General features: G+C 41.3%; 16 protein-coding genes and 2 tRNA genes. 6 read left to right on the top strand and 12 right to left on the bottom strand.

The window, feature by feature from the left end; translation table 11 throughout:
• Positions 1–647: 647 nt before the first annotated feature.
• From H6G08_RS34010 to H6G08_RS33995, 4 genes are all read right to left on the bottom strand, one after another.
• Positions 648–719, bottom strand: a tRNA-Thr gene (locus H6G08_RS34010).
• Positions 720–802: 83 nt separating this feature from the next.
• A tRNA-Tyr gene (locus tag H6G08_RS34005) sits at positions 803–888 on the bottom strand.
• Between the two features lie 110 nt (positions 889–998).
• A complete protein-coding gene (locus tag H6G08_RS34000; protein WP_190551259.1) occupies positions 999–2,819 on the bottom strand; it encodes an ABC transporter ATP-binding protein in 1,821 nt (606 codons plus the stop codon).
• 106 nt (positions 2,820–2,925) lie between these two features.
• Positions 2,926–3,705 (bottom strand): DUF6816 family protein, encoded by a 780-nt coding sequence (locus H6G08_RS33995; protein WP_190551265.1) that lies wholly within the window; start codon positions 3,703–3,705, stop codon positions 2,926–2,928.
• 444 nt (positions 3,706–4,149) lie between these two features.
• On the opposite strand from H6G08_RS33995, the gene H6G08_RS33990 reads away from it, so the two are divergent.
• The 3 genes from H6G08_RS33990 to H6G08_RS33980 all read left to right on the top strand — a co-directional run bounded on the left by H6G08_RS33990 (position 4,150) and on the right by H6G08_RS33980 (position 6,094).
• Positions 4,150–4,710 carry a GTP-binding protein gene (locus H6G08_RS33990; RefSeq protein WP_242046392.1) on the top strand — a complete coding sequence of 187 codons (561 nt, stop codon included), beginning with the start codon at positions 4,150–4,152 and terminating at the stop codon, positions 4,708–4,710.
• Between the two features lie 65 nt (positions 4,711–4,775).
• On the top strand, positions 4,776–5,237 hold the full coding sequence (locus H6G08_RS33985; protein WP_390626889.1) for a roadblock/LC7 domain-containing protein: 462 nt from the start codon (positions 4,776–4,778) through the stop codon (positions 5,235–5,237).
• A 302-nt stretch (positions 5,238–5,539) separates the two neighbouring features.
• A complete protein-coding gene (locus H6G08_RS33980) occupies positions 5,540–6,094 on the top strand; it encodes a protoglobin domain-containing protein (RefSeq protein ID WP_190551255.1) in 555 nt (184 codons plus the stop codon).
• Between the two features lie 369 nt (positions 6,095–6,463).
• On the opposite strand, the gene H6G08_RS33975 is transcribed toward H6G08_RS33980, so the two are convergent.
• From H6G08_RS33975 to rpsU, 3 genes are all read right to left on the bottom strand, one after another.
• Positions 6,464–6,871, bottom strand: coding sequence for a ChuX/HutX family heme-like substrate-binding protein (locus tag H6G08_RS33975; protein ID WP_190551253.1), 408 nt, complete (start codon positions 6,869–6,871; stop codon positions 6,464–6,466).
• 101 nt (positions 6,872–6,972) lie between these two features.
• Entirely contained in the window at positions 6,973–7,926 is a 954-nt protein-coding gene (locus H6G08_RS33970; protein ID WP_190551251.1) for a PhoH family protein, read from the bottom strand.
• A 264-nt stretch (positions 7,927–8,190) separates the two neighbouring features.
• Positions 8,191–8,367, bottom strand: coding sequence for a 30S ribosomal protein S21 (gene rpsU, locus H6G08_RS33965; RefSeq protein ID WP_086682879.1), 177 nt, complete (start codon positions 8,365–8,367; stop codon positions 8,191–8,193).
• Between the two features lie 42 nt (positions 8,368–8,409).
• Between rpsU and H6G08_RS38420 the strand changes: the two genes are divergently transcribed.
• Positions 8,410–8,541 (top strand): hypothetical protein, encoded by a 132-nt coding sequence (locus H6G08_RS38420; protein WP_277877859.1) that lies wholly within the window; start codon positions 8,410–8,412, stop codon positions 8,539–8,541.
• Between the two features lie 53 nt (positions 8,542–8,594).
• Here H6G08_RS38420 and H6G08_RS33960 read toward each other — a convergent pair whose 3' ends face one another.
• The 5 genes from H6G08_RS33960 to H6G08_RS33940 form a co-directional block, all read right to left on the bottom strand.
• On the bottom strand, positions 8,595–9,032 hold the full coding sequence (locus tag H6G08_RS33960; protein WP_096645352.1) for a KH domain-containing protein: 438 nt from the start codon (positions 9,030–9,032) through the stop codon (positions 8,595–8,597).
• Entirely contained in the window at positions 8,992–9,255 is a 264-nt protein-coding gene (gene rpsP, locus H6G08_RS33955; protein ID WP_096590652.1) for a 30S ribosomal protein S16, read from the bottom strand. The genes H6G08_RS33960 and rpsP overlap by 41 nt, the downstream gene beginning before the upstream one ends.
• Before the next feature lie 365 nt (positions 9,256–9,620).
• Complete coding sequence (gene ffh, locus H6G08_RS33950) at positions 9,621–11,078, bottom strand: signal recognition particle protein (protein WP_190551250.1); 1,458 nt, start codon at positions 11,076–11,078, stop codon at positions 9,621–9,623.
• A 157-nt stretch (positions 11,079–11,235) separates the two neighbouring features.
• On the bottom strand, positions 11,236–12,621 hold the full coding sequence (locus H6G08_RS33945) for an aminopeptidase P family protein (RefSeq protein WP_190551248.1): 1,386 nt from the start codon (positions 12,619–12,621) through the stop codon (positions 11,236–11,238).
• Positions 12,622–12,915: 294 nt separating this feature from the next.
• Positions 12,916–13,182, bottom strand: a complete 267-nt coding sequence (locus H6G08_RS33940) for a hypothetical protein (protein ID WP_190551246.1) — start codon at positions 13,180–13,182, stop codon at positions 12,916–12,918.
• Positions 13,183–13,479: 297 nt separating this feature from the next.
• Here H6G08_RS33940 and H6G08_RS33935 point away from each other — a divergent pair, with 297 nt between their 5' ends.
• Complete coding sequence (locus H6G08_RS33935; protein WP_190551244.1) at positions 13,480–14,277, top strand: PhzF family protein; 798 nt, start codon at positions 13,480–13,482, stop codon at positions 14,275–14,277.
• Positions 14,278–14,532: 255 nt separating this feature from the next.
• On the top strand, positions 14,533–15,393 hold the full coding sequence (locus H6G08_RS33930) for a DNA-methyltransferase (protein WP_190551242.1): 861 nt from the start codon (positions 14,533–14,535) through the stop codon (positions 15,391–15,393).
• Positions 15,394–15,854: the final 461 nt, after the last annotated feature.

Below are 15,854 nucleotides of genomic sequence, written 5' to 3'. Positions count from 1 at the left end.
CCCCATTGTTCAACTGCCCAAGTTTGGAGGTCTGTGAAATTTTCTAATTTCATACTCTGACTCTAATACACCCCATTTCCACTTTAAAAGATGTTGGTAATGACAAGCCCTTATAGGGTGAGGGCGTTTTTGCACATTTGGGATGCTCCCGTAAAATCTAACAATACCAAAGTGTTTAAGCGTTGGGTTTCGTTCCTCAACCCAACCTACGATTACTATGATTCTCAATTAATTTATAAAGAAGCTACGATGGGGGTGTTTGCATTCAACCCAACATAAAATTACAGCAGTTTTCACCTATTTAAACCACATCTGTCGTAGTAGGGGCACGGCACCGGCAATCTTTGGTACATACAATAATTTTACTAGTGCCGTGCCCCTACAGCGTGGTCTATTTACCTGAAAATAGCTGTAACTATAGCGGTTCCAATTGTTCTAATACTTTGTGTTCCACTAAAATCATAGTCAAATCATAGTCAAAAAAACAAGCAGGATAACGAAAATTTTGACCCAATAGCCAAATCATAGCCAAATCATAGTCAAATCATAGTCAAGAATGTGAGTAAAGAACTCAGTTTTTGCATCTCTAAATCTTTTGTAAGGGCTGAAACCCTTAATTTAGCGTAGATTATATAGACAAAATAAAAAGCCCGTGACGAGGATTGAACTCGTGACCTCACCCTTACCAAGGGTGTGCTCTACCACTGAGCCACACGGGCAAAACTTAACTTTTATTATAGTTGAGAGTTATAATGCTGGGACAATTACGATCACTCAGCGATTATAACTCTTAACTGTGAAGTGGTGGGCCGGGCTGGATTTGAACCAGCGTAGGCGCAAACCAACGGATTTACAGTCCGTCTCCATTAACCACTCGGACACCGACCCGTTTTGCATCACGATTTATAACAATAGCACCAAGTTTTTGAGACTGCAAGGGGTTGAGAAAAATTTTTTTGGGAAAACTGGGTTAAGTAAATAAACCCAGTTTCTTGAAGCTAACTCAGGAGTTCGCCAGTTTCTTGCAAGGAATGCAAGCGGCGGTAAATACCCTCTTGGCGCAAAAGTTCCTCGTGGCTACCAACTTCTACAATTCTTCCGCGATCGAGAACGACAATCTTATCGGCCTCGCGCACTGTACTCAGGCGGTGGGCGATGATGATTGTGGTGCGGGTTCCTTGAATCGATCGCATGGCTAATTGAATGGAACGCTCGGATTCGTAATCTAAGCTGGAGGTAGCTTCGTCAAACACTAGTATGTCTGGTTCTACGAGTAAGGCTCTAGCAATTCCCAAGCGCTGTCTTTGTCCGCCAGATAATCTCACGCCACGTTCACCAACAACGGTGTAATAACCTTGGGGTAAGCATTGTAGTACTTCATCGACTCTGGCTATCCTACAGGCTTCCTGAACCTGCTCAAAGGTGGCATTTGGTCTGCCATAGGTGAGATTATCTAACACAGTACCGTTGAAGATATCGACTTCTTGGTGAACGATCGCTAATCTGCGGCGATATTTCCCTACATCTAATGTGCGAATATCTTGTCCATCAATGAGAATTTGTCCCTGTTGTGGTTCAAAATACCGCAACAATAGTTTGACTAAGGTAGATTTACCGGAACCAGAACGCCCAACTAAGGCTACTGTTTGGTATGGCTCAATCAATAAGTTGATGTCTTCCAATACTAAACGGTTGGCATCATAGCCAAAATGGATATGGGATAGCTCAATTTTCCCGGTAAATTGATAAGGTGATTCGCTTTGTTTTTCTACTGCTAATAAACCATCTGTATCCGCGCCAGTTGGTTCTTGGATAAATTCGTGAAATCGCAACATAGAAGAATAGCGACGGGCGAATACTTCTGCTAAGTTGCTGATAGGTTCTAATTCAGAATATGCCATGCTGGAAAGAGTTAATGTCATGACGAAATGACCAAGAGAAATCTTTCCACCTACTGTGGCGGCTAAAGTTAAGCCGAGTATGGCAAATACACAGAATTGAATTACTGTTTTCTGCCAAGTTAGGAGATCTACGTAAGCTTTGTGGATGCGATAATCTACTATTTTTAATTCCCGATCTAATCGTTGTGCTTGTCTGTTGAGTTCTTTAGCTTCCGTTGCAAATGCTTTGACAGTTTTGATATTAGTGATTAGCTCAGAAGTGCGACTTTCGGTATTTTCCATATACCTATCTAGCCAGCTTTCGTAACTAATGATCTTTTGCAAATCTCGCAAACTAAAGGTGAGAATAATGGCAAAGGAAATTATATATAAAGTCGCAATCCGCCAATCAATTAACAAGATAAACACGAAAATTCCCAACACCCGGATTAATTTGGGAATTAATTGTCCGGCTATTTCTGGATATGTCCAAGTGTGGTTAGCCAGTCCTCTAGCTACTCTCCCAGCTATTCTTCCAGGGTTATTTTCATCATAAAATTCTAGTGGGAGCGTGAGAATTTTAGCTATGGCTGTTTCAGTTTTTTCTCTACGCGCTCTTAAGGCTATATCCCAGTGAAACCAACTGGTTAACCAAGGTTGTGTAGGCGCTCTGACAACCGTTACTACAAAAATCACCCCTAACAATATACCCAAGGAAAGATTTTTATCAACTGGGTAATTAATGAGAGAAGAAAAAGTTGCGATCGCACTTCCTAACGGTTTATCTAATGGTTCATTAGATAAGACGTTTAAAATTTGTCCAATGGCATAAGGTACAACTAAATCAATCAGTTCGTAAACGCTGGATGCAGCAATACTAAAAATACTCAAACCCCAGTAGGGGCGAAAATAATGTATAATGTCTCGAAATTTGGCCATGATGCACTCTTTCCAAGAACGTGAGCTTGGAATTTATATACTACATGTGTAATACAATGTAGTCAAGTTCTCTCGCTCGAAATCAATCTTAAGGAGTAGTTGCTAATTAGGAAGGTGAAAATTCTAGGCGATAGCGATAAAGTGCAACTGGATGAGAATTAGCAATAAAGTAATCTGGATCTTGCGGTGAAAGGTAGACAGCAGTTACTTGATCCGCTTCTATAGTTGGCGGAGATTGAGAAACTTGGCGGTAAGCCGTAGTAGATTCTACCTTATTTAAATAAGGACGAGAACCACCTTTAAACAGTTGTTGAAACACTTCGGTGGTGATAAATTCGCCATCAGCAGTGGTTTCTGTGGCGCGATCGCTTACAATCGAAACTAATTGGCGATCGCCGCGCAATAATGTTATTTGGCGATTAGGCGAATTTGGATCGATTTTTACAGATAACACCGCTTCGTTACCTAAATAAGCGCGGGCTAAATTCAGGCTATTAAAAACTCTATCGGCTACTAATATTGAGGATTTTTGATTTATCTGTGGAAGAGTTTTGCTGCGAGAAACCGGAGATTTTTCAGGAATAAATCTAACTAAAAAACTTATCGGCTGATTGAGTTGTTTGCTGTTAGCGTCAAATCCTGGTGTAACTATATCTGGTGCTAAAGGTGCAACTAAATCTACTAATGTACTTTTAACTTTCCAATCACCTGCCATCCAATCAGGATATGCTAAATCACCTACAGCAGGTTGTACAGAGGTTAATTTTTCCCATTGGGGAAACTTCGCTAGTCTGTCTGATAATTCTCCAGCTGTAGCGTTCCCACTCCACCCGAAGAGGAACAAAGCCACTAAGCAAAAACTCCAAATCGCCTTCATAGCTAGCAATTGATTGTTGAGCAAGTAAAAAGTTATTTATAGAATTATTGTGTTACATTTTGTAAACTTTTGCCAAAACATTAGTAAACATTACTTATCACCGATCAGATAACTAAATATGCAGTTATTGTATAAATTTAATTTGTATGATGTAACACACTAATTTATATACAAAAAAATAATGGTTTACTGTTTGAAAAGTAAATTAATAATAGTGTAAAATCCGTTAAAGTACTGATGAACGAGTTTCAGGGTGCCTAATAACTGGTGTAATTGCTTGATTGATAGTTGCATCTACGCTGAACAATAGTTACGTTAAAATTTTCAAAGCATACTGGAACTACTGATGTGCTTCCAGAGTATATTTCCACTCCTAATATCAGTGTGGGTAATTATAATTGCATCCACGCTCATAGAAGGTAGCTCTACGATTATCTCAAGGGCTATATAAATATGATCGTTGCGGAGATGGAAACGGAAATCCTACGTATTGCGATCGCAGGTTGCGTAGGTGCAGGGAAAACGAGCTTAATTCGCAGTATCAGTGACATAGAAATCGTTGATACCGATAAAAAGAGTACAGATGAAATAGCGTTATTCAAGGATAAAACTACGGTAGCGCTTGATTTTGGGCTGCACTCTCTCGTACCTAATCAATTACTTTACCTTTATGGCACGCCAGGACAACCCCGATTTGACTTTATGTGGGATATCCTTATTCGCCAAGTTCAGGCTTGCATTGTGCTTGTAGATGCTCACCGTCCGGAGTATTTCCACTACGGCTTGCAGATTCTCGACTTTGTTAAACAGAGGGTGCAAATTCCCATACTTATAGGACTAACTCACATGGATTGTCCCACAGCCGCAACGCCAGAAGAGATAGCGATCGCTTTGACATTACATAATGCAAGCCAAACACCGCCTTTAATGGTTGTAAATCCGACTCAAAAAGCTTCAATTATCGAGGCTTTAAAAGTACTGACTGCAGCAATTATGAAACCTGAGATTATTTAGCTAGCAAATTAGCCTCAATGCATTTGGGCAAAATCATCAAACTAATTCCTCGAACATTTATAGCAATGTTTAGGGATATAGATCAACCTGCAAATTTGCCAATTGATTCACAAACAACTAATCAACAAATTTTACCAATATTTACTGAAGAAAAAGCCATGATAAATATTTCCATGTTGCAACAGGTTCTCCAAGAATTTGTTAGTGGTACATCCCACATTCAAGGTGCAGCTTTAGTTAGCCCAGATGGTTTAGCCTTAGCTTCAGTATTACCAAGCGAAATGGATGAAGACCGCACCGCAGCAATGTCAGCAGCTATGCTTTCCTTAGGCGAACGCATAGGTAGTGAATTAGTTAGAGGAACTATTGACCGGATTGTAGTTGAAGGTGAAAAAGGTTTTGGAATTGTTGTGAGTTGTGGCCCCGATGCAGTTTTATTAGTTTTAGCAAACGCTGCTGTTAAACAAGGTTTATTGTTCCTAGAAATCAAACGTGCTGTAGCTCAAATTGCACCTTTAGTTGCTTAAATTTCAGGGCAATTAAGGCTAATTGTGCAAATTCGCGAACAAAAGATTTTATCTCACAAAAACCTAGATACACATAATATAGCTGTAGGCAGATAGATTAGGACATCAAGCTCAGATAAAACCCTGAAAATACAAGGCTTTCAAATCTGTCAACAGTCAACAGTCAACAGTCAACAGTCAACACCTATAAATTGTGAATTCTGTCAATAGCTCTAAATTGTAGGGTTCACAATTTATAAATTGCTGGCGCTGAAAAAATACCATTTTATCCACTGCTGATTAATTTTTAGGAAATCGGAATCATGACTTTAGATCCACATACTTTCATGGCTACTCTAGAAAAGCGCATTGGGTTGACATCTGAGGATAAAGAATTACTTAAATCTGAAGCAAATTGGGGCTTAGAAGTAGCTTCGGAAATGGCGGATCATTTTTATGCATACTTGGGACGCGATGCGGAAATGGATGCAATTTTACATGCGAGTAATGAGCGGATGCATCGCCTCCATGAAACTTTTATTCAATGGTTTCACGAAATGTTTACAGGTATGGATAATTGGGGTAATGCTTATGCAGAAAGGCGTTGGAAAATTGGTCTAGTTCATGTCCGCCTGGGAATTGGCCCTCAACATGTTGTCCCTGCAATGGCAACGGTAATATATGAGGTAGGTAAGCGATTAACAAAAGATGGTAAAAGTGCAAATTTAAAAGATGCTCTTGGGCGCATGTGTATGATTGATTTGGCGTTTATTGAGCAAGCTTATATTGAAGTATCTTCATCTGCTGTTTTGCGCGAAACAGGTTGGTCAGAAGGTTTGTTTAAGCGTTTGATTGTGAGCGGTGCAAAAGCTATGTAAGAGCAGATAATTTAGTGATAAATAAATAATATTTATTTACTTAATTTACTTATGCACTATGCCTAATTCCAAAATTATACCAATTCAAATAATGTTGGCGACACATCAATATATTTTAGAGGGCAAGGCATTGCCCCTTGGTGTCAACTTAAGCTCAAAAGCCTTCTCTATCTCGTTTCCAGCCTCCGGCTGGAAATGCGTATTGCGAGGCTCTGCCTCGAAAGCTGAATAAATTGAGGCAGCAGCCCACAGATTTTCGCTCCCATGCTCTGCGTGGGAGCGAGGTAGGATCAGAGTTTAACGTTAACTTGACACCTATGGGCATTGCCTTGCCCCTACAATCTGTCGCATTCTTTTGTCAAATTGGTATTAAATTTCGGCTGGTAAAGGTTGCCAAATTTCGCCATATTTGTCTTTCAGGGCTTGCCAATTTTCTACTTGACCTGGTTCATATTCTCCAGGCTTACCCCATTGTAGAAAGAAACTTAAAGCTGGCTCTTGTTTCTCATCTAAAAAGCGGATAGCATAGGTTGTAAAATTCCCTCTTTTCGCTTCACCAGTTTCAAATTTCACTTGTGTAATTTTGTCCATATTCAAGTGAAATTCAAAATTTTCGGTATGCATATTAGCATATTTACCCTTATTAGGTAACTCTGCATAAAATAGCTTTTCTAACTTGCTTCTAACTTCTAATACACCACCACTGCTAGTGACGATTAAACGCAAAGTTCCTAAGTTTTCGCAAGCTGTTAAAAATTCTTTCAAAGTAGTAGTCATGATTCAGAGTTAAGGGTCAAGGGTCAATTGTCATTAGTCAATTGTCAATGGTCAAAAGTAGTTAGTCATTTGACTTTTGACTATGGACTTTTGACTATGAACTATTTTTCGTATTGTTCGTAAGCAGCGACGATGCGCTGAACTAGGGGATGACGCACGACATCTTTTTGGGAAAATTCGCAAAAAGCAATACCTTCAACGTTTTTTAACACGTGTAAGGCTACAGCTAAACCTGATTGTTGGTTGATTGGTAAATCGGTTTGTGTCATGTCACCTGTAATTACCATACGCGAACGGAAGCCCAATCGCGTCAAAACCATTTTGATTTGGGCGGGTGTGGTATTTTGGGCTTCATCGACAATCACAAAGGCGTTATTTAGAGTACGTCCGCGCATATAAGCCAGTGGTGCGACTTCAATCACACCCCGTTCCATTAAATTAGGAACTTTTTCCGGATCGATAAATTCATTAATCGCATCGTAAAGGGGGCGGAGATAAGGATTAACCTTTTGCTGTAAATCTCCGGGTAAAAAACCGAGTTTTTCACCAGCTTCAACGGCGGGACGGGTTAAAATTATCTTTTCAAATTGGTTGGCGAGGAGTGCTTGGACGGCGACAACGACAGCGAGAAAGGTTTTACCAGTCCCCGCAGGCCCGGTACAGAAAACTAAGTCACGCTTGCGGAGGAAATCAATGTACTGACGCTGACGAAAGGTTTTAGCGCGGATTTCTTCACCCCGGCGAGTTCTGGCGAGGATATCGCGCTGTAAGTCTTGTAATTCGCCTTCGCGATGGGTATCTAAAGCTTGACGGGCTGTGGAAATATCCGCACTGGAGATAGTATTACCTTTAACCCAGATTTCTTCAAGCGATCGCACTAATCGCGAAGCTAAATCAACTTGCTTGGGCGTTCCCGAAATATGTAAATCCTGTCCGCGTAATACCAAGCTGGCCCCTGTTTGCTGGGATAAAAGTTTGAGATTTTCTTCTCCATCTCCAGCTAAAGCGATCGCACTTGAAATATTCGGCAGCTCAATTTTATAGGCCTCTGCCATAGTATTTTTTAATTATAAAATTTTCCTTTTAAGGCATTAGTTATTAGTCATTAGTCATTTGTCATTAGTCATTTGTCCTCCTTGTCCCCCTTGTCCCCCTTGTCCCCCTTGTTCTCCTTGTCCCTAGCCCCTCTTCAAGGAGAAAAGTAGAGATACGATGAATCACATCTCTACTTTTAGTAGGTTTGCTATCAAATAGTTTCAAACCTTAAATTAGATAGTTAATTTAGGTTAACCACCTTTAGCAAAGACGCTACTTTGAATTTAGTAGCGCACACCTTTGCGTGCGGCTTCCTCTTTACGCTTGCGTCGTAAACTAGGCTTTTCGTAACGTTCCCGGCGTCTAACTTCTGACAAAATGCCGGCTTTTTGAATTTTCTTTTTAAAACGTCTCAGCGCTGAGTCTATTGACTCATTTTCACCTAAACGAACTTCAGCCACTCCCTGGTTTCACCTCCTGACAGAGATTGTTCAGAGTTATATATGATTATCGCTAAGTATAAGCAGTGTGCGATCGCTCTTCTTGATGGGAAACACCCATTAATTAATCAAGCGATGGCTCACACTACTGATGCCAGAGTACCAAATTTGGCGTTTTTTAACCATTCCTCTTGACCAGAATGTCTGAGCGGATAATAAACCGCCCAGACTGGCTATAAAGTTTCCACCTAGCGGGTGCGGGGTTTGGCGATTGGTCTGGGGCCGTTTCCGTTTCCGCGTCGTTCTCTTGATTTGGGTGGCGGTAATCGCTCTTCCCTATCTTCATCAAAAGATCCGCCTTCCCGTGAGGCGCTGCTGCCATAGATATCCAGATATACTGATTGTCCAGCTACTTCGGCCGCTGCGGCAATTACTGTGCGAATCGCCTGAATATTGCGTCCTCCCCGACCAAATACTTTGCCTTTATCTGCACTGTCAAAAGCGATGCGAATCCAAGCCTTGTTGAGACTTTGAGAAATTTCACAATCGACGCTTAAAGACTCTGGGGATTCTAAAAACGGCTGCACTAAAAACCTCACCAACCCTTCGTAATTGGGGCTGGCTGAGGAGGATTGGTTTCCGATACTATGATGCGGCTGTTGTGGCACTGACCTGTTCAAAAACATTAGCTTTTACTAGGATGCGACGAACGGTGTCAGTTGGTTGAGCACCTTGTTGCAGTCGCTTGACGATTCCGGGAACGTCCAATCTAACTTCATCTGTTCTGGGGTTATAAAATCCCAGTTCTTCTAAGGGACGACCATCGCGGCGAGCGAGGCTGTTGATAGCTATGATGCGGTAACTCGCTTCCCGCTTTTTACCGTATCGCTTCAAGCGCAGTTTGATCATGATTGAAAAATCGTTCTCCTGTTTTGTAGATTTCAGTTGGAAGTAAGTGCGGTTTTGTATCGGTCAAAAGTCCATAGTCCAAAGTCAAAAGACTTTTTTCTGTAGTTTTCGACCTTAAGGAGCCGACAAACTAATTTTGGCTATTGCCGTTAAGTTGAGGCTCAACTTCTTTTAGGCACAATTTTCCATCCTGGAATGCTAATTTTAGCACTTGCTGGGGATGAACTGCTATTTGTTATTGGTCATTGGTCATTGGTCATTTGTCATTGGTCATTTGTCAGAGACGCGATTAATCGCGTCTGTACAATTGTTTAGGCTGATGACTGTTGACGGTGGACTGTTGACTATTGACCGTTGACTATTGACTAAAGATTGCCGAAGCCTTTCTTTTTCTTCTCTTTCTTTTTCTTTTTCGCTGCGCCGGGATTGTTTCCGGTGTAGCCGCGCCAACCTGGGGCGGGGGGGCGATTACCTCCGCCGGCGAAGGCGTTACCCATACCGCCAAACATTCCGGGCATACCAAATTGACCTTGACCCATTTGTTGCATGAGCGATCGCATTTTTTGGAAATCGGCTACGAGTTTGCTCACATCTGCTTCTTTATAGCCAGATCCCGTAGCAATCCGCCGTCTGCGGCTGGGAGAACTAGCTAATAAATCGGGGTCGCGTCTTTCTTGGCGAGTCATGGAGTTAATCATCGCTTCACAGCGTTTTAGCTGGGTTTCTCCATGTTTTAGTTGGTCGTCAGAAAGCTTGTTCATCCCCGGAATCATTTTGATGATTCCACCCAGCGATCCCATGTTTTTCAGCAGGCGCAATTGCTTGAGAAAGTCGGTAAAGTCAAACTTGGCTGAGAGAATTTTCTCCTGCATTTGTTCTGCATCTGCCAAGTCAATTTCCTCTTGGGCTTTTTCCACCAAGGTGAGGACATCACCCATACCCAAAATCCGCGATGCCATCCGGTCTGGGTAAAATGGTTGCAGCGCTTCGACTTTTTCACCGACGCCGACAAACTTAATCGGTGCGCCAGAAATTTGTCTGACGGATAGTGCAGCACCACCTCGGCTATCACCATCTAGCTTGGTAAGAATTGCACCAGTAATCCCAATTTCTTCATGGAAGGTGCGGGTCAAATTGGCGGCTTCTTGACCAGTCATCGAGTCCACTACCAACAAGGTTTCCTGGGGTTGGACTGTCTGTTTAATTCTGGCTAATTCTGCCATCATATCTGCGTCTATTTGCAGACGACCAGCAGTATCAATAATTACTGTATTTACGCCTTCTGCTTTAGCCCGTTCTACACCTTGGCGGGCAATTTCTACGGGATCTGCATCGCTTCCCAGTTCAAATACTGGTACGTCAATTTGTTTACCTAAGGTGATTAACTGATCGATCGCGGCTGGACGATATACGTCTGTAGCTACTAACAAACAGCTGCGATTTAATTTCCGCAGATGCAAAGCTAACTTAGCCGTAGCAGTGGTTTTACCTGTACCCTGCAATCCAGCCATGAGGACAATGGTAGTTTCTCCCTCGACTTCTACCAAGGGGACATTTTCTTCCCCCATCACCTGAACTAATTCATCGTAAACAATTTTGATGAACTGTTGGTCAGGGCGCACGCCAGCGATTACCTCAGATCCCTGTGCTTTGGCTTCGACTTCACTAATAAAATCTTTGACTACCTGGAGGTTGACATCTGCTTCCAACAAAGCGCGGCGAACCTCGCGCAAAGCATCTTGAATGTTGGACTGGGAAATTTTATCCTGTCCCCGTAGTTTCTTCCAGGCAGATTCTAAACGATCGGCTAATGCATCAAACATAATTTCGATTACAGGTAGTGAGGCAGTAGAAATTTTCAGTAGAGTTTAAACGTGCTATTTACCAGCTTAGTAGTTTTCCTTGCGACTTGAGCAACCTGATACGTATCTGGGAAGGGGGATAACTGTTGACTGTTGACTGTTGACTGTTGACTATTGGCTATTGGCTATTGATTAATTGTTCTATGGTATCGGCATCATTGGGTAATGCAGCCGTTAAAACTTCGCTGCCTTCTGCTGTGACTAATACATCATCTTCAATGCGGATTCCTCGGACATCAGCAAATTCCGCTAATCTGTCCCAGTTGACTGTATATTGAAATGTTGAGCGATTTTGAGGATTGTTTAAAATTGCTGGAACTTGATAAAAACCTGGCTCAATTGTAACTAGCATTCCTGGGCGGAGAGGACGATTTAAACGCAGGTAACTTAAGCCAAAGCGATCGCTTCTGTTTCTCCCTTCTTCATAGCCTGCTAAATCTCCCAAGTCTTCCATATCATGCACATCTAAGCCTAAGAGATGTCCGATACCGTGGGGGAAAAACAAAGCATGAATATCTCTAGATACTAAATCTTCGGCATTTCCCTGTAAAATGCCCAAATTTACTAATCCTTCGGCAATTACTGTGGCTGCTAATAGATGAATCTCGCCATACTCAACGCCAGGACGGATTTTGGCAATACAAGCATCATGGGCGGCTAGAACAATATCATAAATATCTCTTTGGGTAGATGAAAATTTGCCAAACACAGGCCAAGTTCTTGTAATATCCGCCGCCCAGCCTGTTTCTGTTTCCGCACCCACATCGGCTAATAGTAAATCGCCTGGTTGCAAGGAGTGGTGATAATGCTCGTTGTGCAATACTTCACCGTGGACTGTGACAATACTGTTGTAGGAAGTAGTCATATTATGAGCGATGATGACTCCTTCCATTGCTCCACGAATTTCTGCTTCGCGTTTTGCTTGCATTGTGGCTGACATTCCGGCTTTATGGGCTTCTACACTCACAGCCGCAGCTTTGCGTAATTCAGCTAACGCCCCTTCGTCGTGGGTGAGGCGCAAGGATACAACAGCCTTGGCTAACTCTAAATCAATTCCTTGGGGGGGATTTTGCGGTAAAACCCACCTATTTAGCAGTTGGGATTGTTTTGTCCATGTGGCTGCATCTTGAGCTGGGATCGTGGCTGCGTCTGCTACCAAAAACTCTAATTCTGAGATTGGTTTAGCACTATCAGCGCCAATAATTTGGGCGATTTCCTCACGTTTGGGCATTTCTCCATGCCATAGGGCGCTGCTAGGATGAGGATCGTCCATAAATAACTCTAGCTTCCCAGCTTCTAAGCGAATTGCAGCATTTGTTAGGTTTAGACCAGCAAAATAGAGAAAATGACTGCTAGCGCGAAATGGATAGACGTTAGCAGCAAAATTGCGCGGATTGCGGCTTCCTGACCAAAGAACTGCGGGAAAATCTATAATTTGAGCTAGTCTTTGCCGTCTTTGGCGTAAGGTATCAATTAAAGAACTTGAGGTATTGGAGATAAGCATTATGAATTATGAATTATGAATTATGAATTATGAATTATGAGTTATGAGTTATGAGTTATGAATTACAGCAGATTGCCAGTTAGTGAGGTAGAAACGATCGTTGATTGTAGGGGCACTGGCACTGCCATGCCCCTAAGCGAGTACCTCATTTATCTGAAATATGCTGTATAAATTATTATGGCTAAAAAATCTCATATTTTTTGCCCTATATTCTATTAATTTGGAGTTTCAGTCAGAGATTTAGGTGTGACTGAAACATTCTTCCAAAACCGATTAGCTTATTTCTAATTAGTCTTAATCATCATCGTCTTTGTCATTTTTTCTATTACCTTTTTTGTCATCATCGTCATCGTCATCGTCATCGTCGTCATTATTCTGATTTGATTCAGATTCTTGATTTGATTGATTTTTGTACTGTTCCTTTTGTTGCTCAGTTTGATTGAGTGGGTTTTGGACTTCATTGGAGCAGCCGATTAATCCCACAGAAAGCGATACTAAGTTCATAGCTGCAAAAATGACACCAAGTATTTTTAAACTCAATTGTTTGTTTTGATTAAGCATTGCTCAGAACTCTTTAACGGTAATTTGGCTCATTTTTTAACATAGACTAAATCTGTGTTTAAGAGCCATTATTTTTCTTGAGCGATCGCCTGGTTAATCATCACTTCATTACTAACAATCGCTGCAAACTCTGTAATTACCCTTCTGTATTTTGTTGTCGATGAAACATGGCAACTAGGATGCTTGACTGATTTGATTCGATTGTACGGAAAATAGGCTCGGCAAATGTATCCTTTTTTATATTAATTTGTTAAAGGCGATCGCAGTCTAAATACAGCTAACTACAAGGGTGATGCTATGGGAAAAATAATTACACAGGTGGATGCTTTTACCAATAAGCCATTTGCAGGAAATCCGGCTGCTGTATGTGTGTTACCAACTCCCGAAAGCGATCGCTGGATGCAAAATGTGGCGCAAGAAATGAATTTATCGGAGACGGCTTTTCTCGTCAAACAGGATGATGGCTTTAATTTGCGCTGGTTTACACCAACTGTAGAAGTACCCCTTTGTGGTCATGCAACTTTAGCTAGCGCTCATGTACTCTGGTCAGAAGGACATTTATCACCAGATGAAGTTGCCCGTTTTTATACTAAACGTGGTGTATTAATTGCTGCAAAGCAGGGTGAATGGATTGAGTTAGATTTTCCTGTGAATCATTCACAACCTATTGCTGTACCAGAAGAACTGAGTCAAGCTTTGGGTGTAGCTTGTAAATCTGTGGTGCAGAATTCCCTTGGCTATTTGGTAGAGTTAGAGTCTGAGGATTTGGTGCGAGAATTACAGCCGAATTTTCAACAATTGAAAAGCTTACCTGTGGCTGATGTCATCGTTACTAGCATTACGCAAGCTGATTCCGAGTATGATTTTGTCTCTCGCTTTTTTGCGCCGGGATTAGGTATAAATGAAGACCCTGTGACTGGTGCGGCACATTGCTGTCTCGCTGCTTATTGGCGCGATCGCTTAGGTAAGGATGAGTTTTTAGCTTATCAAGCATCCAGTCGTGGGGGAGTTGTGAAGGTGCGTTATCCTGGAGGCGATCGCGTTTATTTAGCTGGGCAAGCCGTTACAGTTATGCGCGGGGAATTGTACAATTAACTTCTCAAGACATTACGAATTGTAGAAGCTTAGTACAGCATTTCATTAATTTATAGCTAATTGGCTTGGGAAATACTCTGCGAAACTTTGCGCTAACCTCTGCGTTCCTTTGCGTTAAAAAAGTTATGAACTTATGCAAAGCAGTATTTAGTTCATAAATAATTACAATATACCTCTTGCATAATTGGTCAGCATTAGTGTTTATCAGTAATAACAAATTAATTTTATTAATGCTGACTGATTTATATTGAGGCTATGGAATTATTTTATGCCCATGAAAATGGTGAACTTTGGCAAGGAGATGCTATTGAGTGGCTGTGTAGTTTAAATACAGAGTCAGTAGATTTAGTAATTGCTGACCCTCCATATAATATTAAAAAAGCCGAGTGGGATAATTTTGAATCTCAGGAAGCTTATGTACAATGGTCTATAATTTGGATTGAGCAAGTTTCGCGAATTCTTAAGCCTACGGGTAGTTTTTATATTTGTGGTTTCTCGGAAATATTAGCCGATATTAAATTACCTGCATCTCGTTTCTTTAAAGGCTGTCGCTGGCTGATTTGGCACTATAAAAATAAAGCTAATTTAGCAAATGATTGGGGACGATCCCATGAAAGTATTTTGCATTTTCGCAAGTCTAAAGATTTTTATATGAATATCGAAAATGTCAGGATATTATATGGCGAACACACTTTAAAATATCCCTTACATCCCCAAGCTAGTACTAGTCAGTATGGCAATAATGGTAAGAATAATGAGAAAATATGGAATCCTAATTTAAAGGGTGCTAAACCCAGAGATGTCATCGAAATTCCCACAACTTGTAATGGAATGCATGAAAAAACTAAACATCCTACCCAAAAGCCAGAAGAATTGATCAGGAAATTTATTCTAGCTTCATCGCAACGCCAAGATATTGTAATTGACCCCTTTTTAGGTTCGGGTACTACAGCAGTAACAGCTGAACAATTAGGGAGAAAATGGTTAGGATGTGAGATTAATTCTGAGTATTTAGAGTTAGCTGTTCATAGAATTAAAAATGCCCAACATATGAGTGATGAAGAATGGTTTTTGTATGACAGGAAAAATGAAGAGCGTCGTAAGAAAATTAGATAACAATACTGCACGGTTAGCCTCAATTTATCAGGTTCCGAGTCTTCACCTCGCAATACGCATTTCCAAAAGGAGTCTGGAAACAAGATAGAGAAAGGTTTTGAGCTTAAATTGACACAGGTGGGGAAACCCCACCCCTACGGGTGTATATGTCTAATTATTGTTGCAATTTAGGATAATACCATTTTGAAAAAAGAACGCGACAGATGGGTAGTAGGGGCACGGCACCAGTAAGATAATTTGATATGCCAAAAGATTGCGTATGCCGTGCCCCAAAGAATTTATCTGTCGCAAACATTATTTGAATTGGGATAACCTGACAATACAGGGATTTTCAGGTAAATGAGGTACGCGCTTTGGGGCATGGCAGTGCCAGTGCCCCTACAATCAACGATTATCTGTACCTCACCAACTTGCAATCTGCTGTATTTTTCACATGCTAAACCCAAATCATACGGAAACCT

The organism is Calothrix anomala FACHB-343 (assembly GCF_014696435.1).
GTDB classification, from domain to species: domain Bacteria; phylum Cyanobacteriota; class Cyanobacteriia; order Cyanobacteriales; family Nostocaceae; genus Aulosira; species Aulosira anomala_A.
Note: the sequence above shows the minus strand (reverse complement) of the source record. Positions and strands in the feature narration are given on the sequence as shown.